The organism is Neisseria sp. HMSC03D10, assembly GCF_001807625.1.
Lineage (GTDB): Bacteria > Pseudomonadota > Gammaproteobacteria > Burkholderiales > Neisseriaceae > Neisseria > Neisseria mucosa.
Window position 1 is genome coordinate 18,317 of the sequence record NZ_KV789600.1, and the last position, 22,144, is coordinate 40,460.

Below are 22,144 nucleotides of genomic sequence, written 5' to 3' on the forward strand. Positions count from 1 at the left end.
CGTACTGGTTTAAAGTTAATCCACTATATTAGCAGGCTGCCGTATTTACTAGGACAGCTTCAAAAAGAAAAAGGTCGTCTGAAAACTTTTCAGACGACCTTCTTGTTTACTGTTTTACCATGCGGCGGTATCAATCGAGCAACGCGTCCACAAAAGCGCGCGCGTCAAACGGGCGCAAATCGTCTATGCCTTCGCCCACGCCGATATAGCGGACGGGGACGGGGCGGTCGGAGGCAAGCGCGGCAAGGATGCCGCCTTTTGCCGTACCGTCGAGTTTGGTCACAATTAGCCCCGTCAGCCCCAGCGCATCGTCAAAGGCTTTGACTTGGTTGACAGCGTTTTGCCCGATGTTGGCATCGAGGACGACGATGATTTCGTGCGGCGCGTCGGGCATCGCTTTTTGCAGCACGCGCTTCACTTTTTTGATTTCTTCCATCAAATGAAGCTGCGTGGGCAGACGGCCGGCGGTGTCGGCCAGCACGATGTCGATGCCGCGCGCTTTGGCGGCTTGGACGGCATCGAAGCAGACGGCGGCGGAATCGCCTGTGGTTTGCGAAATGACGGTAACGTTATTGCGTTCGCCCCATGCCTGAAGCTGCTCGCGGGCGGCGGCACGGAAGGTGTCGCCGGCGGCAAGCAGCACGGATTTGCCCTGCGCTTGGAAATATTTGGCGAGTTTGCCGATGGAAGTGGTTTTACCCGCGCCGTTGATGCCCGCCAGCATGATGACGAACGGCTCTTTCGTCTCGGGCAAGACTAGCGGTTTTTCCAACGGCTTAATCAAGTCGTACAAAGCTTCTTTCAATGCGCCGCGCAATTCGTTGCCGTCTTTCAGCCCCTTGAGGCTGACGCGGTTGCGCACGTCTTTCATCAGGTATTCCGTCGCTTCCATACCCATGTCGCTGGTAATCAGCACGGTTTCCAGCTCTTCGTACAAGTCTTCGTCGATTTGCCCGCCGCCGAACACGCCCGCCAGCGATTTCGCCATTTTGTCGCGCGATTTGGTCAAACCTTGTTTCAAACGCGCCGCCCAGCCGAGTTTGGGTTCGGTTTCGGATGGTTCAGAGGTTTCAGACGACGTTGCGACGGCTGTATTTTCAAAGGCTGCTACGGAATGTTCTTCGGATGTTTCTGGCGCGGCTTCGGCTTGGATTTCTAAAGTTTCGACAGTTTCTGCGGTTTCAGACGACCCGTCGCTGACTGCTTCATGGACGTGTTCTACCGCTGCGGAAACATTTTCGGCAACGGTTTCGCTGACGGCTTCAACGTGCTCTTCCACCTGTTCGACCGTTTCAGACGATGTTTCGCTGATTGCCTCGCGGATGTGTCCGACCGTTTCGGAAACATGTTCAACTACGGTCTCGCGGATTTCTTCGGCGCGCTCTTTTGCGTTTTCTACCGCCGTTTCGACTGCCGCCGTCAGCTCTTCCGCTTTTTCGCCGATGTTTTCCTGAACCGTTTCAAGCGTTTGCGAAACGGTGGTTTCGGCGCGTTCTACGGCTTCGGCGGCGGTTTCCTGAATGCGGGTTTCTTCTTGAGCGGGCGTTTCCTGTTTTTTCTTGCGGCGGAAGAAGCTGAACATTGAATTTTCCTTTTAATTTTAGAAGCTTGAAATAGGGCGTATTGTAGCGTATTTTACGCGGCAAGGTCGTCTGAAAATCCAGGCTGTAAGGTTTTGGCATCTTCAACGTCTAATCATACAAACCATCCACACAGGAAACATAGAGATGAAACCCCGTACCTTCTTTTCCCTTTGCGCCAAGTTCGGCTGCTTGTTTGCGCTGGGCGCTTGTTCGCCCAAAATTGCCGATGCCGAAGCCGCGACCGTGCCGCACACCTTGTCCACTTTGAAAACCGCGGACAACCGCCCCGCCAGCGTTTATTTGAAAAAAGACAAACCCACCCTGATTAAATTCTGGGCGAGCTGGTGTCCTTTGTGTTTGTCCGAATTGGGGCAGACCGAAAAATGGGCGCAGGATAAGCGGTTCAGCTCCGCCAACCTGATTACCGTCGCCTCCCCTGGCTTTTTGCACGAGAAAAAAGACGGCGACTTCCAAAAATGGTATGCCGGTTTGAACTATCCCAAGCTGCCCGTCGTGACCGACAACGGCGGCACCATCGCCCAAAGCCTGAATATCAGTGTTTATCCCTCGTGGGCGTTAATCGGTAAAGACGGCGACGTACAGCGCATCGTCAAAGGCAGCATCAACGAAGCGCAGGCATTGGCGTTAATCCGCGACCCGAATGCCGATTTAGGTCGTCTGAAAAACGCGTTCTACAAACCCGACACACAGAAAAAGGATTCAAAAATCATGAATACGCGCACCATCTATCTTGCCGGCGGCTGCTTCTGGGGCTTGGAAGCCTATTTCCAACGCATAGACGGCGTGGTGGACGCAGTATCCGGCTACGCCAACGGCAAAACGAAAAATCCGAGCTACGAAGACGTGTCCTACCGCGATACGGGTCATGCCGAGACCGTCAAAGTGACCTACGATGCCGACAAACTCAGCCTCGACGACATCCTGCAATACTATTTCCGCGTCGTTGACCCGACCAGCCTCAACAAACAAGGCAACGACACCGGCACGCAATACCGCAGCGGCGTGTACTACACCGACCCCGCCGAAAAAGCCGTCATCGCCGCTGCCCTCAAACGTGAGCAGCAAAAATACAAACAGCCCCTCGTCGTCGAAAACGAGCCGCTGAAAAACTTCTACGATGCCGAGGAATACCATCAGGACTACCTGATTAAAAACCCCAACGGCTACTGCCACATCGACATCCGCAAAGCCGACGAACCGCTGCCGGGCAAAACCAAAGCCGCCCCGCAAGGCAAAGGCTTCGACGCGGCAACGTATAAAAAACCCAGCGATGCCGAACTTAAACGCATCCTGACCGAAGAGCAATACCAAGTTACCCAAAAAAGCGCGACCGAATACGCCTTCAGCCACGAATACGACCATCTGTTCAAACCCGGTATTTATGTCGACGTCGTCAGCGGCGAACCCCTGTTTTCTTCCGCCGACAAATTCGATTCCGGCTGCGGCTGGCCGAGCTTCACCCGCCCGATTAACGCCGCCGCCGTTACCGAACACGACGATTTCAGCTACAACATGCGCCGCACCGAAGTCCGCAGCCATGCCGCCGATTCGCACTTGGGACACGTCTTCGCCGACGGTCCGCAAGACAAAGGCGGACTGCGCTACTGCATCAACGGCGCGAGCCTGAAATTCATCCCGTTGGAACAAATGGACGCCGCAGGCTACGGCTCGTTGAAAGGCAAAGTAAAATAAAGGCGCGATAACACGAAAGGTCGTCTGAAAACGGCGGGTCGGGTAGGAATGCCCGATCCGCAAATTTTAGTGAATCAAAATAATAAACTTGCATACCATCATTTTCAGAAATGTTTCGCGGTTTCCGTCATTTCAAGTCTCTGGATTCCCGCCTGCGAAAAATGACAGCCGATGGGAAATGGCGTATTGAAAGTTGAATGAATCAGCTAAGGAAGAAAGGTCGTCTGAAAACGTTTTAACGCCATTCGTTAGACGTTTTCAGACGACCTTTCATTTATTCCGCCAAACCGTTCAGCCTTTCGGATAAAACCGTACCACGTTTTCCCCCTCGGGCAGTGTCAGTTTCTTCACGGCATGGCCGTACACGGTTTCGAGTGTGACGGTCAGACCGCCTTCGGTTTCGAAAATCTTATCCACAAACGCTTCAGCCGCTTGGGCGTCGCTGAATTTCAAGGCGTGCCATAGCCCTAAGGTTTCCATGTCCTGCCGGAACGTCGCCGCTTTGCGGTAGCTCAATTCGAGCTTGGCGGTATCGGTAACGGGGTCGTAGAAACCGTTGTCGGCAAGCATGTCGCCGAGGTCATGCATATCGATGAGGGTCGGCGTTTCACACGCTATCCCCGCGTCTTTCAGACGACCTGTCAGCTCGGTCAGGCTGTCGCGGCCGAAATGGGTGAAGAATAATAAACCGTCTGTTTTCAAGGCGTTTGCCCAGTTTTTCAGGACGGGCAGGATTTCGTCCGCGCGGGACAGGCTGAGGTTCGCCCACAACATATCGGCAGCGGCTTCGGGCAGCGGGTCGGTCAGGGCTTGGCAGTGTTGCGGGACGGTTTTGCCGGTGAGCTTTTGCCAAAAACCGCTTTTGCGCGCGGCTGCGGCGGTTTGAAGGAAGTCGGCGCGCGGGTCGTATTCTTCGAATACCGCGTTCGGATAACGCGCGGCAAGCAGGCTGCGGCTGATGTCCGCGTCCGCACCGACCAGCAGGATACGCTTGGGCGCGTTGCGGACGATTTGCAGCCGCTCGTCGGTGTCTTGGGCGAGATGGCGGTGGATTTGCCAGCGTTTGTCTTGGGGGTTCATGTTTCAGACGACCTTTTTTTCTTTTTTTGAAGGGGTAGTACCGTTATTGATGTTTGTATAGGAGTGGCGGTTCTATGTTCTTATGCCGCATTTCGAAAACCACTCTAATCCTCGTATGTCGTCATTCCCGCGCAGGCGGGAATCCAGACCTCTAGTTTTCAGAAATATTTAAAGATTACCGTCATTTCAAACTTCTGGATTCCCGCCTGCGCGGGAATGACGAAACGGGTTTTCTGCCATTTTAATCTATTAAAAATAGAAAAATTTCCTTAATCCTTAATTTCAATCTTTAATTTCCAAATTCATATTTGTACAGAAATCAAAGTATGCCTTTTCAGACGACCTTTTCAACAAAATTGCGGTAGCGTTCGGCAAATTCGTCGGCGTGGCTTAAAAACGGGGCGTGTGCCGCTTTTTCCATCAATACCAATTCGCTGTCCGCCAGATGGCGGTTGAGGTATTCTCCCATGCGCGGCGGGGTGATGGCGTCTTTTTGTCCGAACACTAAAAGCGACGGGGCTTGGATGCTTGAAAGCAGGGGGCGGGCATCGGCTTGGTTGACGGCGTCCAGTGCGGCTTGCAGGGCGGGCGGTGCGCCGTGGCGGGAGAGGTCGGGCAGGATGTTGCCGATGATTTCGGCGGCGTTTGGTGTGTGCAGCAACTGTAATTGTAGAAACTGTTTGATATGTTTGGCATAATCCTGCCGAAACGCGCCGACCATCTTGCCCAAAGCGGGATTGGACAGCCCTTCGGGGTAGTCCGAGTCGGCGGTCAGGCGGGCGAAACTTGCGGTCAGGCAGAGCGAGCGGACTTTGTCGGGACGGCGTGCGGCGAGATGGAGCGCGACCAAGCCACCGAGCGACCAGCCGAGGATGTGGGCGGGCGCGTCGATTTCTTCGGCGAAGGCTTCGGCAATCGCGGCGATGTTGAAGTTTTCGGCAAAGGGCGCGTCGCCGTGTCCGGGCAGGTCGAGGGCACGGATGTCCCAATCGGCACTTAGGCGCGGGATGAGGTCGTCGAAGACGTGGCGGTTCGCTGCCCAGCCGTGTATCAGATAAACTTTTTTGGCGGAGTGCGGCATGGCTGTTTTCTCTATGGATGTGTTTTCTTGGTGGCGCAATGCGGGATGGCGGAACAAAAGCCGTTGCGTATTATGCCACGCCTTGGTTTCAGCGTGCGAAACCCGGCCGTATGGCGGTTTTTGCGGCGGCTGCGCGGAGGACTTGGAAGAGTTTTTTACGGACGCGGCAAACAGTTGCCCCTTGTGTTTCCGCACTATACAGGGCGGAGCGGTGTGCGGAGGCTGTCAGAAGAAGCCGCCGGCATTTGAGCGGATGTGGGCTTCGCTGTATTATGAGCCGCCCGTCAGCAGTATGATACGCGCGTTGAAGCATTTGGCTGACCTCGGCATGAGCCGTCCGCTGGCGGAACTGATGCGCCGCCATGCGCCCGACTGGCTGGAAACGGAGCATTTCGATTTTGTGCTGCCCGTGCCGTTGAGCAAAGAAAGGCGGCTGCACCGCGGCTTCAACCAAAGCGAAGAATTGGCGGATATTCTGTCCGGACATTACGGCTGGACGCTGCTGCCGCGGCAGACGGTTTTCAGACGACATCGCGAGCCGCAAAGTACGCTGAAAAGCGCAGACAGGGTTCGCAATATAAAAAATGCTTTTGAAATCAATGGTCATATCTCGAAAAACTGTAATATTTTGTTAATCGACGATGTATTCACCACCGGCTCGACGCTGGACGAATTGGCGCGGACGCTGAAAAAATCAGGCGCAGGCAAGATTTTTTGCTGGAGTTTGGCGCGTCCGCCAATGAAAAAATAGCTTAAAGTTTTTGACACCTACGGAACATTTCGGCATTATGCCGCTCTATAAGTGATTGATTTATATGTTTACCATAGTTTTGTACCAACCCGAAATCCCGCCCAATACGGGCAATATCATCCGATTGTGCGCCAACACCGGAGCCGATTTGCATCTGGTCAAGCCGCTCGGTTTTCCGCTGGATTCGGCAAAAATGAAGCGCGCAGGTTTGGATTATCACGAGTTTGCAAAACTGACGGTACACGAGAATTTCGAAGATTGTCTCAAAGCCTTGGAAGACCGCCGCATTTTCGCGCTGACCACCAAAGGCAAAACCCGTCCCGACGAAGTTTCCTTTGTTGAGGGCGATGTCTTTTTGTTCGGTCCCGAGACACGCGGCCTGCCCGCCGAAATCCTCGACACCCTGCCCCAAGGGCAAAAGCTGCGCCTGCCCATGAAGCCCGGCAGCCGGAGCATGAATCTTTCCAACACCGTCGCCGTGATTCTGTTTGAAGCATGGCGGCAAAACGGTTACGCAGGCGGTGTATAACATCCGCTGGGGAGTCTCCCTGAGCCGTTTGACAAAAACCAAGACGATACTGTCCGACAACAGCTTGGTTTTTGTCAAACCGCCGATACGTCGTCTGAAACCGCCTGGGAGCCATCCCGCCGCGTTATCAACTCAAGAACGGACTACGTTTTGACTTTATCTAAAACCACCCTTTTCTCCACCCTGACTGCCGTTGCAATCAGCATCCTTTCCATTCATTCCGCCTCTGCCGACTCCATCGTCCGCGCCGAGAAGCTGCATTCCTCCGCCAACCGCAGCTACAAAGTCGCCGGCAAACGCTACACGCCGATGACCAAAGTATCCTCCTTCGTCCAAACCGGCAACGCCTCATGGTACGGAAACCAGTTCCACGGCCGTAAAACCTCCAGCGGCGAGCGTTACAACATGAACGCCCTGACCGCCGCCCACAAAACCCTCCCCATTCCCAGCTACGCCCGTGTGACCAATACCAAAAACGGTAAAAGCGTCATCGTCCGCGTCAATGACCGCGGCCCTTTCCACGGCAACCGCGTGATCGACGTGTCCAAAGCCGCCGCCCAACAATTGGGTTTCATCAACCAAGGCACAGCACATGTCAAAGTCGAACAAATCGTACCGGGTCAAAGCACCCAAGTTTATGATGGCAAAGACATTTTCGTCGATTTGAAATCCTTCGGTACCGAGCGCGAAGCGCAAGCCTATATGAACCAGGCGGCGAGAAACCTTTCCGCCGGCATGATGAACCCGAGAGTTTCCCTGGAGAAACGCGACTACGAATACGTCGTCAAAATGGGTCCGTTCACCTCGCAAGAGCGTGCCGCCGAAGCCGAAGCCAAAGCCCGCGGTCTGATTCAGGCAGCTTCGCTGTCCCTCTAAGCCGCATCCGTGTTTTCAGACGACCTGTTGCAAGACAGGTCGTTTTGTATTGAAGCTAGGTACAAAGCCGTCGTATCCTTGCCTCCTTTCCCTTATATAGTGGATTAAAATTGCAATGATACGGCGTTGCCAACGCCCTTATGTACTACCTGTACACGGCGGGCGTTGCCGCCTTGTCTCATTTTTATTTTAATCCACTATAATTCCCCGCTTCTCAACCAAAGGAATCCCCACCATGTCCCTCCCACCTTGCCCGCAATGCCAATCCGAATACACCTACGAAGACGGCAGCCAATACATCTGTCCCGAATGCGCGTTTGAATGGACGGAAAACGACGGCGAAGCCGCCGAAGAAACCCTGAGCGTCAAAGATGCCAACGGTGCCGTGTTGCAAGACGGCGACACCGTCGTCCTGATTAAAGACCTCAAAGTCAAAGGCAGCTCCATGGTCATCAAGCAAGGAACCAAGGTAAAAGGCATACGCCTGCAAGAAGGCGACCACAATATCGGTTGCAAAATCGACGGCAGCGCGATGAATTTGAAATCAGAGTTTGTCAAAAAAGCATGATGTTGGTATAATAATTGTTGGTGGGTCGCTAGGCCGACCTGAAAACCGTTTGTAAAGCTACTTGTCTCCGTAAGGGTTGCTTTCAAACGGTTTTCGCCTTTTTTAAAGCTGTTTTCCCATAAAAAAACGCACCTTATTGCAAGGTGCGTTTTGATTTGTACGGTTTAGAATTTGGCACCGGATTGGTTGGCCATATAATCGACCGCCGCTTTGACTTCGTCGTCGCTCAGGCTGGTATTGCCGCCTTTTGCCGGCATGGTGTTGAAGCCTTCGAGTGCATGTTTGTGCAAGGTTTCTTTGCCTTGTTTGATACGCGGAGCCCAATCGTCATTTTTACCGACAACAGGAGCGCCCGGGATGGTACCGCCGTGGCACATTTTACAGCTGGCTTCGAAAACGGCCTTGCCGTCCACTTTGGCGGAAGAGGCATCTGCCGGTTTTTCTTCCGGTTTGGCTTCAGCAGGAGCAGCGTCTTTTACTTCCGAAGCAGCTTTGGCGGCAGTATCTTCTACTTTGCTTGCTGCTTCTTGAACAGCAGGGGCAACGGTATCAACGGCAGAAGCGGCAGCATCTTTAACATCGGAAGCAACAGCAGTAGCCGCTTCCTTAGTTTCCTGTTTGGCTTCTTGGGAACAAGCCGACAAAGCGGCCATCATCATCGCAGCAATTAGTAGTTTGTTCATGTTCTATCTTTCTTAAATTTTTTAGTTAAGGTACTGTTTTATAAAACAGCTGAAAAAATTCTAACACACATCATTTTCATGTTCCCACTGATGTAGTGGTTTGTAGTAAAAATATTGGCATAAGTCATATTTTGTTTTGAAAAAAGGCAGAAAATGTTGACACCTATACAACCATTCCTATATAGCCTCCGGCTTATTGGGCGGTTTGAATCTTGTTTGCCATGCCTTTAAATCCGCCCAAATCCTGCTCAATTGCAAAATCCTGGCTTTAAAAGCCGGCTTTTTATGGGCGCGCCATTTCATCCCAACTCATGCTCAAACCAATCAATCCCTATTTTCTTTCATGCAAAAAGGTCGTCTGAAACTCTACATCAGGTTTCAGACGACCTTTTTATAGTGGATTAACTTTAAACCAGTACGGCGTTGCCTCGCCTTGGCCGTACTATCTGTACTGTCTGCGGCTTCGTCGCCTTGTCCTGATTTAAATTTAATCCTTATCCGCCAGCTTCAAAACATCTTTTTCATGGCTTTCTGAATAAGGTCGAGTTGTTTTTTATATTCGCGGCAATGGGGGCATATCAGCAGGTGGCTGCCCAGAAAAACGCGTTCGGGAACGGTCAGGCGGGTTTCGTCCTGTTTTTTGGAGAGCAGGTAGGCAGTTTTGCGGCATTTGTTCATCGTGTTTTCCTAACGGGCTTAACCGGCATGTCCTGCATTGCCGAACCATTTGATTTGCAGGCATTGGCGCAGGGTTTCGCGGGCGCGGTGCATGATGGTGTAGTAGTTGGACGTGCTGATGCCGCATTGCTCGCGGATTTCGTCGGACGAGAAGCCGAGGATTTCCTTCATGGTAAACACGCGGGCGGTGTTTTCCGGCATTTGGTAGAGGCAGGTTTGCAAGATTTCACGAAACTCTTTGTTGTCCAACGTTTTTTCGGGCGAGGCCCAAGTTTGCGGATGGCCTTCCGCCGTCCAATGCCCATCTGATGCAAACCGTTCTTCAAAGGCTTCGTCCAACATTTCTTCCGCAGGCGTGGCGAATATTTCGCGCTGCCGTCCAATCTGGCGCAGGCAGTCGGTAATTTTGTTTTTCAGAATGGCAAACAACCAGCTGCCCACTTGTGCATCTCCTTTGAAACCTTCGGCAGCGCGGTAGGCGGAAAGCATGGTTTCCTGCACAAGGTCTTCCGCCAAATCGGGGCGGTCGGGCAATTGGATGCGGGCAAAACGCAGGAGCAGCTTGCGGGATTCGGCAAGCTCGGCGTCAGTCAATTCGGGGAAGGGCATAATGTATTATTATCGAATGAATAGGTACGGATTTTACGCCGATATAGGGAAGGCGTGTGATGAAACAGACGGACGCACAGACTCTGCCTTTCAGACGACCTTATACATTTCTTAACTGTCCAGCGTAAAAAGACGTACAAAAACCAAGCTGCCGCAATCGAATCATTTATAATTTCATGAAAATAAAAACAAGGATTTCACACTATGGCAAAAAAATTCCCCATCTTCCCCAAAGCGCCGGAGCGCATCTGCTGGGGTTGCGACAAATATTGTAAAGAAGACGATTTGCAATGCGGCAACGGCTGCGAGCGCATCCAGCACCCCATCGAATTGGACGGGCGCGAGTGGTATAAAAAAGGCGACTGGAGCAATTTGTTGAGCGAAGAGCAGCAAATCGAACTGGGCTTGAAAGAAGCGCCCAAACCCGCCAAGCCGCATATCAAACTGCCGTTGCGTAACAAAACGGCTTAAGCACCCCGCCAAGCTTAAGGGGTCGTCTGAAAACCGAAGGGGCGCAATCATGCGCCCTTATTTTTATAGTGGTTTAAAGTTAATCCACTATATTTCAACGATACACCAAGAAATTGACCCCACCCGCGCCAAACCGCCGCTGCCCATCTCTCTAGCAAACATACTTAACTTTAAATATGGCATGTCATCAAATTCCGTCATTCCCGCCCCCGCCTACGCGAGGACAGGCTACGGCGGGAATCCATCGTAAAACTTGAGAAACCTTGATTTGGAAAACAGTTTCTGAATTTAAAAAATGGATTCCTGCCTGCGTGGGAATGACGGCAACAGGAACGCCAACGGTTCAAATCCCCCGTTCCGATGTAACTTTCCTTACCAAAGGTCGTCTGAAAACAAAAAAAATATGCTTTTCAGACGACCTTTCCCATCTCTCCCGAACCCGTCCGCGAAAAATGCTAAAATAACCAATTCATAAGCAAATCCACCTTTTCAGACGACCTCAATGCTCACCGATTTAGAAAAAAACGCCATCCGCGACCATTACCAAAATATCGGCAAAAACCTGCCCGGTTTCCGTCCGCGCGCTTCGCAGCGGGAAATGATTGCGGCGGTTGCCAACGCTTTTTCGCGGACGTTGACGCGCGAAGAAGGCGGCGAACCGCCCAAGCGCGAGGGCGAGAGCATTGCCGTGATCGAAGGGCCGACCGGCGTGGGCAAATCGCTTGCCTACCTGCTGGCAGGCGGCATTATGGCGCAGACGCGCGGCAAGCGGCTGATTGTGAGCAGCGCGACGGTTGCCTTGCAGGAGCAGTTGGTGGACCGCGATCTGCCGTTTTTGGTGGAAAAAAGCGGTTTGGAACTGACCTTCGCGCTTGCCAAAGGGCGCGGCCGTTATCTCTGCCCCTACAAACTCTACCAACTCACGCAAAGCAACGCCCAGCAAAACCTGCTCGGCTTTGAAGCTCCCGCCGTCTTGTGGGACAGTAAACCCAAGCCCGAAGAATTGAAGCTGCTGCGCGACATCGCCGACGAATTTTCCGCCCGACGGTTCAACGGCGACCGCGACACTTGGCCGGAAAAAATCGACGACACCATCTGGATGAAGGTGAACAACGACAACTACGGCTGCCTCAAAGCCGCCTGTCCGAACCGCGCGGAATGCCCGTTTTACCTTGCCCGCGACACACTGGAAACCGTCGATGTCGTCGTCACCAACCACGATTTGCTGATGGTCGACATCAGCATGGGCGGCGGCGTGATTTTGCCTGACCCTGAAAACAGCTTCTACTGCATCGACGAAGCGCACCACCTGCCCAAAAAAGCACTCAGCCAGTTTGCCGCCGAGCATTCGTGGAACCAAGCGGTGTGGGCGTTGGAAAAACTGCCGCAGGTTACCGGCAAAATCGCCACGCTCACCGACAAAGGCGAGTTGGCGAACCTTGCCGACGAAGCCGCCGCCGCGCTGCTCGAAAGCCTGCACGAATGGCAGTTCCACCTTGCCGAAGAGCCGTCTTTGAGCTTGGGGTCGTCTGAAAACGACAGACGGACCAACAGCGAACCGACTTGGCTGTGGGAAGACGGCAAAATCCCCGAAGGCCTCGAAACCACCGTTTCCAACACCGCCATCGCCGCCCGCAGCCTCTACAAACACATCAACAGCCTCAACGACGCCTTGTCCGCCGCCCGCCGCGACAAAGACCAAAACAGCGCGCAAATCGACCGCCTGAGTACCGAATTCGGCGTATTCCGCGCCCGCATCGAACAAATCACCGCTACATGGGATTTACTCTCCACTGTCCCCCTCGAGGGCGAAGAACCGCTGGCAAAATGGATAACCCGCCGCGCCGACGACAAAAACGACTACATTTTCAACGCCAGCCCCATCAGCAGTGCGTCCCATCTCGCCAACAGCCTGTGGCGGCGCGCGGCAGGCGCAGTGTTGACTTCCGCCACCCTGCAATCCTTGGGCAGCTTCAACCTGATCCTGCGCCAAACCGGACTGCAATGGCTGCCCGAAACCACCACCCTCGCTCTAGAAAGCCCGTTTGATTTCGACGCGCAAGGCGAACTCTACATCCCGCCCGTGCACGCCAGTCCCAAAGACCCCGCCGCGCACACCGCCGCCATTGTCGAATGGCTGCCCAAGCTCATTTCGCCCACCGAAGCCATCGGCACGCTCGTCCTGTTTTCCTCGCGCAAACAAATGCAGGATGTCGCCCTGCGCCTGCTCGAAGACTACCTGCCGCTCCTGCTCGTACAAGGCGAATTGCCCAAAGCCGTCCTCCTGCAAAAACACCACCAAGCCATAGAAGAAGGCAAAGCTAGCATCATCTTCGGACTCGACAGCTTCGCCGAAGGACTCGACCTGCCCGGCACCGCCTGCGTGCAAGTCATCATCGCCAAACTCCCCTTCGCCATGCCCGACAACCCCATCGAAAAAACCCAAAACCGCTGGATAGAACAGCGCGGCGGCAACCCCTTCATCGAAATCACCGTTCCCGAAGCCGGCATCAAACTCATCCAAGCCGTCGGCCGCCTCATCCGCACCGAACAAGACTACGGCCGCGTGACCATCCTCGACAACCGCGTCAAAACGCAGCGGTACGGCCAACAATTACTAGCCAGCCTGCCGCCGTTTAAAAGGATAGGTTGAAACCCATAAAGAGGTCGTCTGAAACCTGATTTCCAGTTTCAGACGACCTCTTTTCAAACCCGTATCCGTCAATAAAGTTCTAACGGCACATCCAGCAATGCCTGCGCGTTTTCAATCTGCGCGGCGCAGGCGTACACCTGCGGTAGGATGTGGGCGCAATAGACGCGGGCGTTGTGTTGCTGCGCGGCGTAGAAATTGCTGCCGAAGCCGTCGGCGTCTTCCGTTTGGGCTGCTTCGGCGGCAAGGTAGGCGCGGGCGAGTCCGATGGCGCCGAGCGTCAGCCCCATTTGTTGCAGGTAGGCGTTGGACGCGGCGGCGGCGAGGGCGGGTCGGTCGGCGTATGCGACCATACGGGCGATGCTTTGTTCCGCCGTTTCAATGGCTTGCGCCAGTTGCTGCGCGGCGGCGGGTTCGGCGGCGGCGAGTTTGTCCGCCAGCTCTTTGCCTTCGGCGAGCAGCTTCAAAGGCAGCGCCCCGTTTTTGCCGGTGGTTTTGCGCCCTGCCAAATCGGCGGCCTGTATGCCGTTGGTGCCTTCGTAAATCGGCGTAATCCGCACGTCACGCAGGTATTGCGCCACGCCGCTTTCTTCGACGTAACCCGCGCCGCCGTAAATCTGGACGGCGAGGTTGGTCAGGACGACGCCGTTGTCAGTCGGCCAGGCTTTGACGATGGGAATCAGGAAATCCAGTTCGCGCTCGGCTTCTTTGCGCAATACGTTGTCGGGGCAGGCGGCGGCAAAATCGGTCAGGGCGGCGGCGCGCAGATACAGGGCGCGTTGGGCGGCGAGCGTTGCCTTTTGTATCAACAACATACGGCGCACGTCGGGATGGCGGATAATTGCCACGTCGTCTGAACCGTCCGTTTCGTCGCGTCCCTGCACGCGCTCTTTGGCATAGGCGAGCGCGTTTTGGTAGGCACGTTCGGCGACGGCGTGGCCTTCGATACCGACGTTCAGCCGCGCGGTTTTCATCATGGTAAACATATACGCCAAACCCTTGCCCGCCCTGCCGACCAGATAGCCTTCGGCATTGTCGAACTCCATCGTACAGGTCGGGCTGGCGTGTATGCCGAGCTTGTGTTCGATGCCGATGGTGCGCACGCCGTTGCGTCCGCCCAAGCTGCCGTCCGCGTTCACCAAATATTTCGGTACGATAAACATCGACACGCCCTGCACGCCCGGCGCGGCATCGGGCAGGCGCGCGAGCACCAGATGGACGATGTTTTCCGTCATTTCCTGATCGCCCCAAGTGATGAAGATTTTCTGACCGCTGAGGGCATACGCGCCGTTTTCTTTCGGCACGGCGCGGGTGGCGATATGGTTCAAATCCGAACCCGCCTGCGGTTCGCTCAAATTCATCGTTCCCGCCCATTCGCCGCTGCACATTTTCGGCAGGTAGGTCTGTTTCTGCTCCTCGCTGCCGTGTTTGAACAGCGCGTCCACCGCCCCCAGCGTCAGCATCGGCATCAGCGACAGGGCGAGGTTGGCGGCGCACCACATCTCTTCACACGCCGCCGACACGACCGCCGGCAGCCCCTGCCCGCCAAACTCCGCCGGCGCGCGCAAACCCGCCCAGCCCGCTTCGCAGAAATCATAGTAGGCACGCGCCAAATCCGGATGGGTGGTGATCAGGTCGTCTGAAAAACCCGCGCCGTGCAGATCGCCGGTGCGGTTGGTGTCCGCCCATTGTTCCGACGCAAACCGCGCCGCCTCGTCCAGCACCGCATCCACCGTTTCCGCATCCAAACCTTCCGCATGGGGCAGTTGCAGGATTTCGTCCAACCTGCCGTGCACGCGGATGCCGAAACGCAATTCGTTTACAGGGGCCGTGTAGCTCATGGAATCTCTCCGAAGTGAATGATTTGAAATGGATTTGGGATAAATTGGTATAGTTATACTAATCCTAAACCACAGGTTTGCAAAGCGCAGGTTTTCAGACGACCTTGGGCAAAATAAAAGGCTATCCTTTTATTTTTAAATAAATTATTTCAAATCAGGCAGCATAGGCGGAGCGCAGCAGGTTTGAGCGCGGTCAAAGTAGGCGGAAGTCGTCTGAAAAGGCGGTTTCTATGAAATGAGAAGGGGAGGGCAAGTTTTTCAGACGACCTTTTGTCCGTCTTTATCAACAAGAATCTGCTAAAATCGCCCGTTTCCCACTTCAACCTGACAGCAGCAATACATGAATATCTTTTACGAAGAGTCCGGCCAATTCAAAGTCGCCGCCATCGTCCAAAAAAACGACGCCACCTACCAAGTCGATACCCAACACGGCAAGCGCACCAAAGTGAAGGCGAACAACGTCTTTGCCGAGTTCGACGGCGACATGGCGACATTTTTGGAGAACGCGCAAGCGCAGGCGGCGGACATCGACACCGATTTATTGTGGGAAGTGTGCGGCGAAGAAGAATTTTCCGCCGAAGCCATCGCCGAAGAATATTACGGTCATGCGCCGACCAAAACCGAGCTGGCGGCGACCTTGATTGCGCTGTACGCCGCGCCGATGTATTTCTACAAAAAAGCCAAAGGCGTGTTCAAAGCCGCGCCCGAAGAAACTTTGAAACAGGCGCTTGCCGCCATCGAACGCAAAAAACAACAAGACGCGCAAATCGACGCTTGGGCGGAAGCATTGAAACGCGGCGAGATGCCGTCTGAAATCGCGGCGGATTTGAAAACCATCCTGCACGCGCCCGACAAGCAGTCGCTGACCTACAAAGCCTTTACCAAAGCCGCCGACGCGCTGAAAACCTCCGCCTACGAATTGGCGAAAAAAACGGGCGGCATTACGTCCATCCCCCAATATCTGCAAGACGGTTTTGAAATCAAATACTTCCCCAAAGGAACAGGTTTTCCCGACCTCCCCTTACCCGAAATGCCCGACCTGCCCAAGGCCGACGTTACCGCCTTTTCCATCGACGACGAATCGACCACCGAAGTGGACGATGCCTTGAGCCTGACCGATTTGGGCAACGGCATGAAGCGCGTCGGCATCCACATCGCCGCGCCGTCGCTTGCCATTAAACCAGGCGACAAAATGGAAAAAAACATCATGGAACGCTTGAGCACGGTCTATTTCCCCGGCGGCAAAATCACCATGCTGCCCGAAAACTGGATTGCCGCGTTCAGCCTTGATGCGGGCGCGTACCGTCCTGCCGTCAGCATTTATTTCGATGTGGACAGTGAGTTCAACGTCGGCGAGCCGACCTGCAAAATCGAAGCCGTCAACATCGCCGAAAACCTGCGCATCCAAACCATCGAGCCGCATTTCAACGCCGAAACCGGCTTGGACGAAGCCGGCGAAATGATGTTCGCCCACCATCAAGACCTGATTTGGTTGCACCAATTCGCCGTTGCCCTGCAAAAAGCGCGCGGCAAATACGAACCCGACCGCGCGCCGCAATACGATTACAGCATCGAATTGGATGAAGAAGGCAAAGTCTCCGTCGTCCGCCGCGAACGCGGTTCGCCCATCGATACGCTGGTCAGCGAAATGATGATACTCGCCAACAGCACTTGGGCGCAGATGCTCCATAATAACGACCTGCCCGGCCTCTTCCGCGTGCAACCCACCGGAAAAGTGCGCATGAGCACCAAATCCGAGCCGCACATCGGCATGGGCGTGCAACATTACGGCTGGTTCACCTCGCCGCTGCGCCGCGCCGCCGACTACATCAACCAAAAACAACTCCTCAGCCTGATAGACGACACCGCCGAGCCGCTCTTCCGGCAAAGCGATGCCGAACTCTTCGCCGCCCTGCGCGATTTCGACACCGCCTACGCTGCCTACGCCGACTTCCAACGGCAGATGGAAGCCTATTGGAGCCTCGTGTACCTGCAACAGCAAGGCACAAGCGAGCTGACCGCAACCATCCTCAAAGAAGACCTCGTCCGCATTGAAGGCCTGCCGCTGGTAACCCGCGCCACCGGCATCCCCTTCGACGCGCTGCCCAAATCGCAAGTTCTGCTCAAAATCACCGAACTCGACCCCGAAAAGCAGTTTATCGCGCTGAATTATGTGAAAGCCGTTGCCCCTGTGGTTGCGTAAGTTTGCCGTTATGAAAAAAGGTCGTCTGAAAAACCTGTTTTACAAGTTTTCAGACGACGTTTTTTTATTTCACAAAGACAATTCCGATTGCCTACCCTACCTCAACAACTCATCCGTTATCCGTTGCAAAAATTCGATGCGTTCGGGTTTGGCTTCGCCTGCTTCTGCGGCGGCTTTGACGGCGCAGCCGGGTTCGGCGCGGTGGGTGCAGTTGTGGAAGCGGCATTGCCCGACGAGGTGGCGCAGGTCGGGGAAGTATTGCAGCAGGTCGGCGGCTTGGAGGTGGTGCAGGCCGAATTCTTGCAAACCGGGGGAATCGATTAATTGGGTTTCTTCGTTTAAATCGTAAAGCTGGGCGTGGGTGGTGGTGTGTTTGCCGGAATCGAGCGCGGTGGAGATGTCGCCGGTGCGGGCGGTTTGGTTGCCCAGGAGGGCGTTGGTCAGGGTGGATTTGCCCATGCCGCTTTGTCCGAGCAGGATGTTGGTATGCCTTTGCAGGACGGGACGCAGGATGTCGGCGTTTTCCAGCGCGCGGGTTTCGATGACGGGATAACCGAGCGTTTCGTAGAATTTGAGTTTTTCGCGCCAGAGGGCGGTTTCGGGCAGGTCGGCTTTGTTCAGGATGATGACGGCTTGGATGCCCGCGGCTTCGGCGGCTAGGAGGGCGCGTTGCAGCAGGGCTTCGCTGGGTGAGGGAACGGCGGCGGTAACGATAAGGAGCTGGGTTACATTGGCGGCGATGAGCTTGGTTTTCCAAGCATCTTGGCGGTAAAGCAGGCTTTCGCGCGGCAGGTAGTCTTCGATGACGGCCTGCTCGGTGTTGACGGTTTGGATATGCACGCGGTCGCCGCAGGCGAAGTCCACCCGCTTTTTGCGCGTGCTGGCTTCGTAGGTTTTGCCGTCGGGCGTGCGCACGATGTAGCGGCGGCCGTAGCTGGTGATGATTTGGGCGGTATCGGTCATGAACGGTTGGGTCGGGTGGAGTGGATAAAGGGAATATTCGCAGCGGCGTGGTAGCCTTGTGGCGAAGAGAAAAGGTATTGTACCGAAATAGGCAGGGGTCGTCTGAAACGATTCTATAGTGGATTAACTTTAAACCAGTACGGCGTTGCCGCTTGGTCTTGATTTCAACTCAACCCGCGAGATTCGGAATGTTTTCAGACGACCTCTCAGCCCGTCACAATCCAAGCGACCACGCGTTGACGCCTTCGGAAAAATCTTCCAAGCGGTTTTCGTAATGCGCGAAGATTTCTTCGATGATTTCGTCTTCACCGTCAATCAGTCGGATTAAATCCATATCCGCTTCCGAAATCAGCCCGCGCCCGAGCAGCTCTTTGCGTATCCAGTCCAACAAGCCCGACCAAAAATCCTTGCCCACTAAGATAATCGGACGGTCGGGCGTTTTGCCTGTCTGCACCAGCGTCAGGCTTTCAAACAGTTCGTCCAGCGTGCCGAAGCCGCCGGGCATGACGACATACGCGACCGCGTGTTTCACAAACATCACTTTGCGCGGGAAGAAATGTTGGAACTTGATGGACAAATCCTGATACGGATTGGCTTTTTGCTCGTGCGGCAACACAATATTCAGCCCCACCGCCGGGCTTGCGCCCGCAAACGCGCCTTTGTTCGCCGCTTCCATAATCCCCGGCCCGCCGCCCGAAATAACGGAAAAACCGGCATCCGAGAGCTTGCGCGCCAGACGCAGCGTAAATTCGTAGTCGGGATGGTTTTCCGGCGTGCGCGCGCTGCCGTAAATGCTGACCGCAGGCTGAATCGCCCGCAGCTCCTCGCCCGCCTCGACAAATTCCGAAATAATCTTCAAAACATGATACGACTCCCGCGCCTGAATCTCGCGGCGCGCCTCATCGGTCAGCATAGGCTTGGGCAGTTTTTTGAGCAGGCTCACGGTTTTTCCTTCATCTTGTTGAACCCCCACATTGTAACCGACAGAACCCGAGGTCGTCTGAAAACGCAAACATGAACGGCAGCAAGTGTTCCTTATTTGAACCGAATCATACGTTCCAGCCCAAGATTGCCGTCTCAGCCGCGACCGCTTGCGTTACAATCCCCCATTTGTGCCCACATCAGACCATGCTCGACATTCTCTACCGCGACAGCCGCACCATCGCCGTCAACAAACCCGCCAGGATGCTCGTCCACCGAAGCTGGCTCGACCGCCACGAAACACAGTTCGTCATGCAAACCCTGCGCGACCAAATCGGACAACACGTCTATCCCGCCCACCGCCTCGACCGCCCCACATCCGGCGTCCTCCTGTTTGCCCTCGACCCCGAAGCCGCCCGCCTGCTGACGCAGCAGTTCGAACAAAAAACCACACACAAAACCTACTGGGCAATCGTGCGCGGACATTTGCCCGACGACGGACTCATCAACTACCCCCTCAAATATCAGCCCGACAAAATCGCCGAATCCCAAACCGAAGCCACCCTCCAAAACGCTCAAACCCGATACCGCTGCCTTGCGCGCACTGAATTGCCTTTCCAATCCGCCGCCCGCTACCCGACCTCGCGCTACTCGTGGGCAGAACTCATCCCGCACACAGGCCGCAAACACCAACTGCGCCGCCACATGAAACACATCTTCCACCCCATCGTCGGCGACACCAACTACGGCGACCTGCGCCAAAACCACGCCACCGCCGCCCACCTCGGCCCCACCCGCCTCATGCTCCACGCCCGCAGCCTGTCGTTCCAAAGCATCGAAAACGGCGAAACCCTGACCGTCTGCGCCGATACCGACGAGAGCTGGCGGATTTGGCTGGATGCATTTAAAGCGTAAGCAAAAGGTCGTGCCAACAGGTGGGTTGATAATGTTGCAAAGCCGGACACGGGTTTCAGACGACCTTTATTCATCAAAACACGCTTTGAGATAACCGAACCCCGTAGCGTGGGCTTTGCCCGCGGGATTTTCCGTCCGTCAGTTTGAATCGGGTATTTGTGCTGACATCTGCTTCGCGGGTAGAACCCGCGCTACGTTTGTTTTGAGGGTGTCTTATCTATTTACTGCTCTGATTAAGAAGTGGGATTTAAGATTGAAAAAAGTCGTCTGAAAACTTTGGTTTCCCAGTTTTCAGACGACCTCGATGAATCAAAACACGCTGTGGATAAGCCGAACCCCGTAGCATGGGCTTTGCCCGCTGAATATAGTCAATTCAAATCAGCAATGTCCTCGCGTAGGCGGGGGCGGGAATGACAGCTGGTGGCGAGTTCCGTATCAAAAACTAAGCCCGTAGCGTGGGTTTTACCCACGAATGAATAGAAATGATTGGACTCAGATATCAAGGCTGAAAGTCGTGGGCAAAGCCGCCCACGCTACTCTTAATATGACGAAAGGTCGTCTGAAAACCCTGAATCTTGGTTTTCAGACGACCTTTTGTTTCAACTCAATCTCAAATCATCAAGGCTGCATCAAATCCGTTTCGCCAATTCTTCCGCTTTGCCGATGTAGAGCGCAGGGGTCAGGGCGAGCAGTTGGGATTTGGCTTCGGCGGGGATTTCCAGCGATTCGATGAAGACTTTCAGCACTTCGGGCGTGATGCCGCCTTTGCCGCGCGTCAGGTCTTTCAGTTTTTCGTAAGGATTGGCGACGCCGTGGCGGCGCATCACGGTTTGAATCGGTTCGGCGAGCAGTTCCCAAGTGGCATCCAAATCGGCGACCAGTGCGGCGGGGTTGGGTTCGAGCTTGTTCAGGCCGCGCAGGTGGGCGGCGAAACCCAACACGGCATAGCCTACGCCTACGCCCATATTGCGCAGGACGGTGCTGTCGGTCAGGTCGCGCTGCCAGCGGGAGACGGGCAGTTTTTCGGACAAGAAGCCCAATACGGCGTTTGCCATGCCGAGGTTGCCCTCGGAGTTTTCAAAGTCGATGGGGTTGACTTTGTGCGGCATGGTGGAAGAGCCGACTTCGCCCGCTTTGACTTTTTGTTTGAAGTAACCCAATGAAATATAACCCCAAACGTCGCGGTTGAAGTCGATCAGGATGGTGTTAATGCGACTGAGGGTTTGGAAGAATTCAGCCATGTAGTCGTGCGGCTCGATTTGGATGGTGTAGGGGTTGAAGGTCAGGCCGAGGCTGATTTCGACAAAATTGCGGCAGTGGGTTTCCCAATCGACGTCGGGATAGGCGACCATGTGGGCGTTGTAGTTGCCGACGGCGCCGTTGATTTTGCCGAGGAATTCTTGCGCCTGAAGGTTTTTGAACTGGCGTTGCAGGCGGTACACGATGTTGGCGGTTTCTTTGCCCAAGGTGGTCGGCGTGGCGGGCTGGCCGTGGGTGCGGCTCATCATGGGGACGGCGGCAAGGTCGTGCGCCATGCCGGTGAGTTTTTCGATGATTTCGGCAAGTTTGGGCAGGATGACGGTTTCGCGCGCTTCTTGCAGCATCAGGGCGTGGGACAGGTTGTTGATGTCTTCGCTGGTGCAGGCAAAGTGGATGAACTCGCTGGCGGCGGCGACTTCGGGGACGCCGGCGAAGCGTTCTTTGAGCCAATATTCGATGGCTTTGACATCATGATTGGTGGTCGCTTCGATGGCTTTGACGGCGGCTGCGTCTTCCAGTGAAAAGTTTTCGATGACTTTGTCGATTTCGGCAAGCGTGAAATCGCTGAAGGCGGGAATTTCGGTGATTTTCGGTTCGGCGGCGAGGGCTTTGAGCCAGCTCAATTCGACTTTGACGCGCGCCCTCATCAGGCCGTATTCGGAGAAAATCGGACGCAATGCTTCAACAGATTTGGCGTAGCGGCCGTCTAGGGGGGAAAGTGCAGCGATAGGGTTGATCATGTCGGAGTCCTGTCGGTAGGTCGGTCAAA

19 protein-coding genes are annotated in these 22,144 nt (G+C 54.8%); 9 read left to right on the forward strand and 10 right to left on the reverse strand.

Going from position 1 to position 22,144, the window contains the following annotated elements:
* Window positions 1–130: 130 nt before the first annotated feature.
* Window positions 131–1,582: a signal recognition particle-docking protein FtsY gene (gene ftsY / locus HMPREF3066_RS10215; protein ID WP_080613548.1), complete on the reverse strand. Its 1,452-nt coding sequence runs from the start codon at window positions 1,580–1,582 to the stop codon at window positions 131–133.
* Between the two features lie 145 nt (window positions 1,583–1,727).
* On the opposite strand from ftsY, the gene msrAB reads away from it, so the two are divergent.
* Window positions 1,728–3,296 (forward strand): bifunctional peptide-methionine (S)-S-oxide reductase MsrA/peptide-methionine (R)-S-oxide reductase MsrB, encoded by a 1,569-nt coding sequence (gene msrAB / locus HMPREF3066_RS10220; protein ID WP_070442710.1) that lies wholly within the window; start codon window positions 1,728–1,730, stop codon window positions 3,294–3,296.
* Between the two features lie 291 nt (window positions 3,297–3,587).
* On the opposite strand, the gene HMPREF3066_RS10225 is transcribed toward msrAB, so the two are convergent.
* Together HMPREF3066_RS10225 and bioH are read right to left on the reverse strand one after the other, a co-directional pair.
* Window positions 3,588–4,376 carry a class I SAM-dependent methyltransferase gene (locus HMPREF3066_RS10225; protein WP_070442713.1) on the reverse strand — a complete coding sequence of 263 codons (789 nt, stop codon included), beginning with the start codon at window positions 4,374–4,376 and terminating at the stop codon, window positions 3,588–3,590.
* Between the two features lie 334 nt (window positions 4,377–4,710).
* Window positions 4,711–5,457: a pimeloyl-ACP methyl ester esterase BioH gene (gene bioH / locus HMPREF3066_RS10230; protein WP_070442757.1), complete on the reverse strand. Its 747-nt coding sequence runs from the start codon at window positions 5,455–5,457 to the stop codon at window positions 4,711–4,713.
* 13 nt (window positions 5,458–5,470) lie between these two features.
* Here bioH and HMPREF3066_RS10235 point away from each other — a divergent pair, with 13 nt between their 5' ends.
* The 4 genes from HMPREF3066_RS10235 to HMPREF3066_RS10250 all read left to right on the forward strand — a co-directional run bounded on the left by HMPREF3066_RS10235 (window position 5,471) and on the right by HMPREF3066_RS10250 (window position 8,181).
* Window positions 5,471–6,208, forward strand: coding sequence for a ComF family protein (locus tag HMPREF3066_RS10235; RefSeq protein WP_083286447.1), 738 nt, complete (start codon window positions 5,471–5,473; stop codon window positions 6,206–6,208).
* Window positions 6,209–6,272: 64 nt separating this feature from the next.
* The gene (trmL, locus tag HMPREF3066_RS10240; protein ID WP_070442760.1) at window positions 6,273–6,737 is read left to right on the forward strand and encodes a tRNA (uridine(34)/cytosine(34)/5-carboxymethylaminomethyluridine(34)-2'-O)-methyltransferase TrmL; all 465 of its coding nucleotides are present in this window, start codon (window positions 6,273–6,275) and stop codon (window positions 6,735–6,737) included.
* A gap of 150 nt (window positions 6,738–6,887) precedes the next feature.
* The gene (locus HMPREF3066_RS10245; RefSeq protein WP_070442719.1) at window positions 6,888–7,613 is read left to right on the forward strand and encodes a septal ring lytic transglycosylase RlpA family protein; all 726 of its coding nucleotides are present in this window, start codon (window positions 6,888–6,890) and stop codon (window positions 7,611–7,613) included.
* 235 nt (window positions 7,614–7,848) lie between these two features.
* Entirely contained in the window at window positions 7,849–8,181 is a 333-nt protein-coding gene (locus HMPREF3066_RS10250; protein WP_003741903.1) for a zinc ribbon domain-containing protein YjdM, read from the forward strand.
* Window positions 8,182–8,345: 164 nt separating this feature from the next.
* Here HMPREF3066_RS10250 and HMPREF3066_RS10255 read toward each other — a convergent pair whose 3' ends face one another.
* The 3 genes from HMPREF3066_RS10255 to HMPREF3066_RS10260 form a co-directional block, all read right to left on the reverse strand.
* Window positions 8,346–8,864 (reverse strand): c-type cytochrome, encoded by a 519-nt coding sequence (locus HMPREF3066_RS10255; RefSeq protein ID WP_039404231.1) that lies wholly within the window; start codon window positions 8,862–8,864, stop codon window positions 8,346–8,348.
* Window positions 8,865–9,371: 507 nt separating this feature from the next.
* Entirely contained in the window at window positions 9,372–9,542 is a 171-nt protein-coding gene (locus HMPREF3066_RS12970; RefSeq protein WP_003779645.1) for an anti-sigma factor family protein, read from the reverse strand.
* A gap of 18 nt (window positions 9,543–9,560) precedes the next feature.
* Complete coding sequence (locus HMPREF3066_RS10260; protein ID WP_045072603.1) at window positions 9,561–10,151, reverse strand: sigma-70 family RNA polymerase sigma factor; 591 nt, start codon at window positions 10,149–10,151, stop codon at window positions 9,561–9,563.
* Between the two features lie 204 nt (window positions 10,152–10,355).
* On the opposite strand from HMPREF3066_RS10260, the gene HMPREF3066_RS10265 reads away from it, so the two are divergent.
* Both HMPREF3066_RS10265 and dinG read left to right on the forward strand, forming a co-directional pair.
* On the forward strand, window positions 10,356–10,622 hold the full coding sequence (locus HMPREF3066_RS10265) for a DUF3079 domain-containing protein (RefSeq protein WP_003766405.1): 267 nt from the start codon (window positions 10,356–10,358) through the stop codon (window positions 10,620–10,622).
* A gap of 502 nt (window positions 10,623–11,124) precedes the next feature.
* Window positions 11,125–13,275: an ATP-dependent DNA helicase DinG gene (gene dinG / locus HMPREF3066_RS10270; protein ID WP_070442721.1), complete on the forward strand. Its 2,151-nt coding sequence runs from the start codon at window positions 11,125–11,127 to the stop codon at window positions 13,273–13,275.
* Window positions 13,276–13,343: 68 nt separating this feature from the next.
* Here the strand turns inward: dinG and HMPREF3066_RS10275 are convergent, their stop codons facing one another.
* Window positions 13,344–15,113, reverse strand: coding sequence for an acyl-CoA dehydrogenase family protein (locus HMPREF3066_RS10275; RefSeq protein WP_070442724.1), 1,770 nt, complete (start codon window positions 15,111–15,113; stop codon window positions 13,344–13,346).
* Between the two features lie 340 nt (window positions 15,114–15,453).
* Here HMPREF3066_RS10275 and HMPREF3066_RS10280 point away from each other — a divergent pair, with 340 nt between their 5' ends.
* On the forward strand, window positions 15,454–17,316 hold the full coding sequence (locus HMPREF3066_RS10280) for a ribonuclease catalytic domain-containing protein (RefSeq protein WP_070442727.1): 1,863 nt from the start codon (window positions 15,454–15,456) through the stop codon (window positions 17,314–17,316).
* A gap of 96 nt (window positions 17,317–17,412) precedes the next feature.
* On the opposite strand, the gene rsgA is transcribed toward HMPREF3066_RS10280, so the two are convergent.
* Window positions 17,413–18,279, reverse strand: coding sequence for a ribosome small subunit-dependent GTPase A (gene rsgA / locus HMPREF3066_RS10285; protein ID WP_070442731.1), 867 nt, complete (start codon window positions 18,277–18,279; stop codon window positions 17,413–17,415).
* A 214-nt stretch (window positions 18,280–18,493) separates the two neighbouring features.
* Window positions 18,494–19,222 (reverse strand): LOG family protein, encoded by a 729-nt coding sequence (locus tag HMPREF3066_RS10290; protein WP_039404238.1) that lies wholly within the window; start codon window positions 19,220–19,222, stop codon window positions 18,494–18,496.
* 185 nt (window positions 19,223–19,407) lie between these two features.
* Here HMPREF3066_RS10290 and truC point away from each other — a divergent pair, with 185 nt between their 5' ends.
* Entirely contained in the window at window positions 19,408–20,115 is a 708-nt protein-coding gene (truC, locus tag HMPREF3066_RS10295; protein WP_070442763.1) for a tRNA pseudouridine(65) synthase TruC, read from the forward strand.
* A gap of 629 nt (window positions 20,116–20,744) precedes the next feature.
* Here truC and purB read toward each other — a convergent pair.
* Window positions 20,745–22,115 carry an adenylosuccinate lyase gene (gene purB, locus HMPREF3066_RS10300; protein WP_070442735.1) on the reverse strand — a complete coding sequence of 457 codons (1,371 nt, stop codon included), beginning with the start codon at window positions 22,113–22,115 and terminating at the stop codon, window positions 20,745–20,747.
* Window positions 22,116–22,144: the final 29 nt, after the last annotated feature.

What these genes read in the sequence shown, in the direction of transcription:
- bioH (WP_070442757.1), bottom strand. Translation starts at nt 5,457, where the DNA reads ATGCCGCACTCCGCCAAAAAAGTTTATCTGATACACGGCTGGGCAGCG.
- trmL (WP_070442760.1), top strand. Translation starts at nt 6,273, where the DNA reads ATGTTTACCATAGTTTTGTACCAACCCGAAATCCCGCCCAATACGGGC.
- HMPREF3066_RS10225 (WP_070442713.1), bottom strand. Translation starts at nt 4,376, where the DNA reads ATGAACCCCCAAGACAAACGCTGGCAAATCCACCGCCATCTCGCCCAA.
- HMPREF3066_RS10250 (WP_003741903.1), top strand. Translation starts at nt 7,849, where the DNA reads ATGTCCCTCCCACCTTGCCCGCAATGCCAATCCGAATACACCTACGAA.
- msrAB (WP_070442710.1), top strand. Translation starts at nt 1,728, where the DNA reads ATGAAACCCCGTACCTTCTTTTCCCTTTGCGCCAAGTTCGGCTGCTTG.
- HMPREF3066_RS10275 (WP_070442724.1), bottom strand. Translation starts at nt 15,113, where the DNA reads ATGAGCTACACGGCCCCTGTAAACGAATTGCGTTTCGGCATCCGCGTG.
- HMPREF3066_RS12970 (WP_003779645.1), bottom strand. Translation starts at nt 9,542, where the DNA reads ATGAACAAATGCCGCAAAACTGCCTACCTGCTCTCCAAAAAACAGGAC.
- purB (WP_070442735.1), bottom strand. Translation starts at nt 22,115, where the DNA reads ATGATCAACCCTATCGCTGCACTTTCCCCCCTAGACGGCCGCTACGCC.
- dinG (WP_070442721.1), top strand. Translation starts at nt 11,125, where the DNA reads ATGCTCACCGATTTAGAAAAAAACGCCATCCGCGACCATTACCAAAAT.
- HMPREF3066_RS10260 (WP_045072603.1), bottom strand. Translation starts at nt 10,151, where the DNA reads ATGCCCTTCCCCGAATTGACTGACGCCGAGCTTGCCGAATCCCGCAAG.
- rsgA (WP_070442731.1), bottom strand. Translation starts at nt 18,279, where the DNA reads ATGACCGATACCGCCCAAATCATCACCAGCTACGGCCGCCGCTACATC.
- HMPREF3066_RS10235 (WP_083286447.1), top strand. Translation starts at nt 5,471, where the DNA reads ATGGATGTGTTTTCTTGGTGGCGCAATGCGGGATGGCGGAACAAAAGC.
- ftsY (WP_080613548.1), bottom strand. Translation starts at nt 1,582, where the DNA reads ATGTTCAGCTTCTTCCGCCGCAAGAAAAAACAGGAAACGCCCGCTCAA.
- truC (WP_070442763.1), top strand. Translation starts at nt 19,408, where the DNA reads ATGCTCGACATTCTCTACCGCGACAGCCGCACCATCGCCGTCAACAAA.
- HMPREF3066_RS10255 (WP_039404231.1), bottom strand. Translation starts at nt 8,864, where the DNA reads ATGAACAAACTACTAATTGCTGCGATGATGATGGCCGCTTTGTCGGCT.
- HMPREF3066_RS10280 (WP_070442727.1), top strand. Translation starts at nt 15,454, where the DNA reads ATGAATATCTTTTACGAAGAGTCCGGCCAATTCAAAGTCGCCGCCATC.
- HMPREF3066_RS10265 (WP_003766405.1), top strand. Translation starts at nt 10,356, where the DNA reads ATGGCAAAAAAATTCCCCATCTTCCCCAAAGCGCCGGAGCGCATCTGC.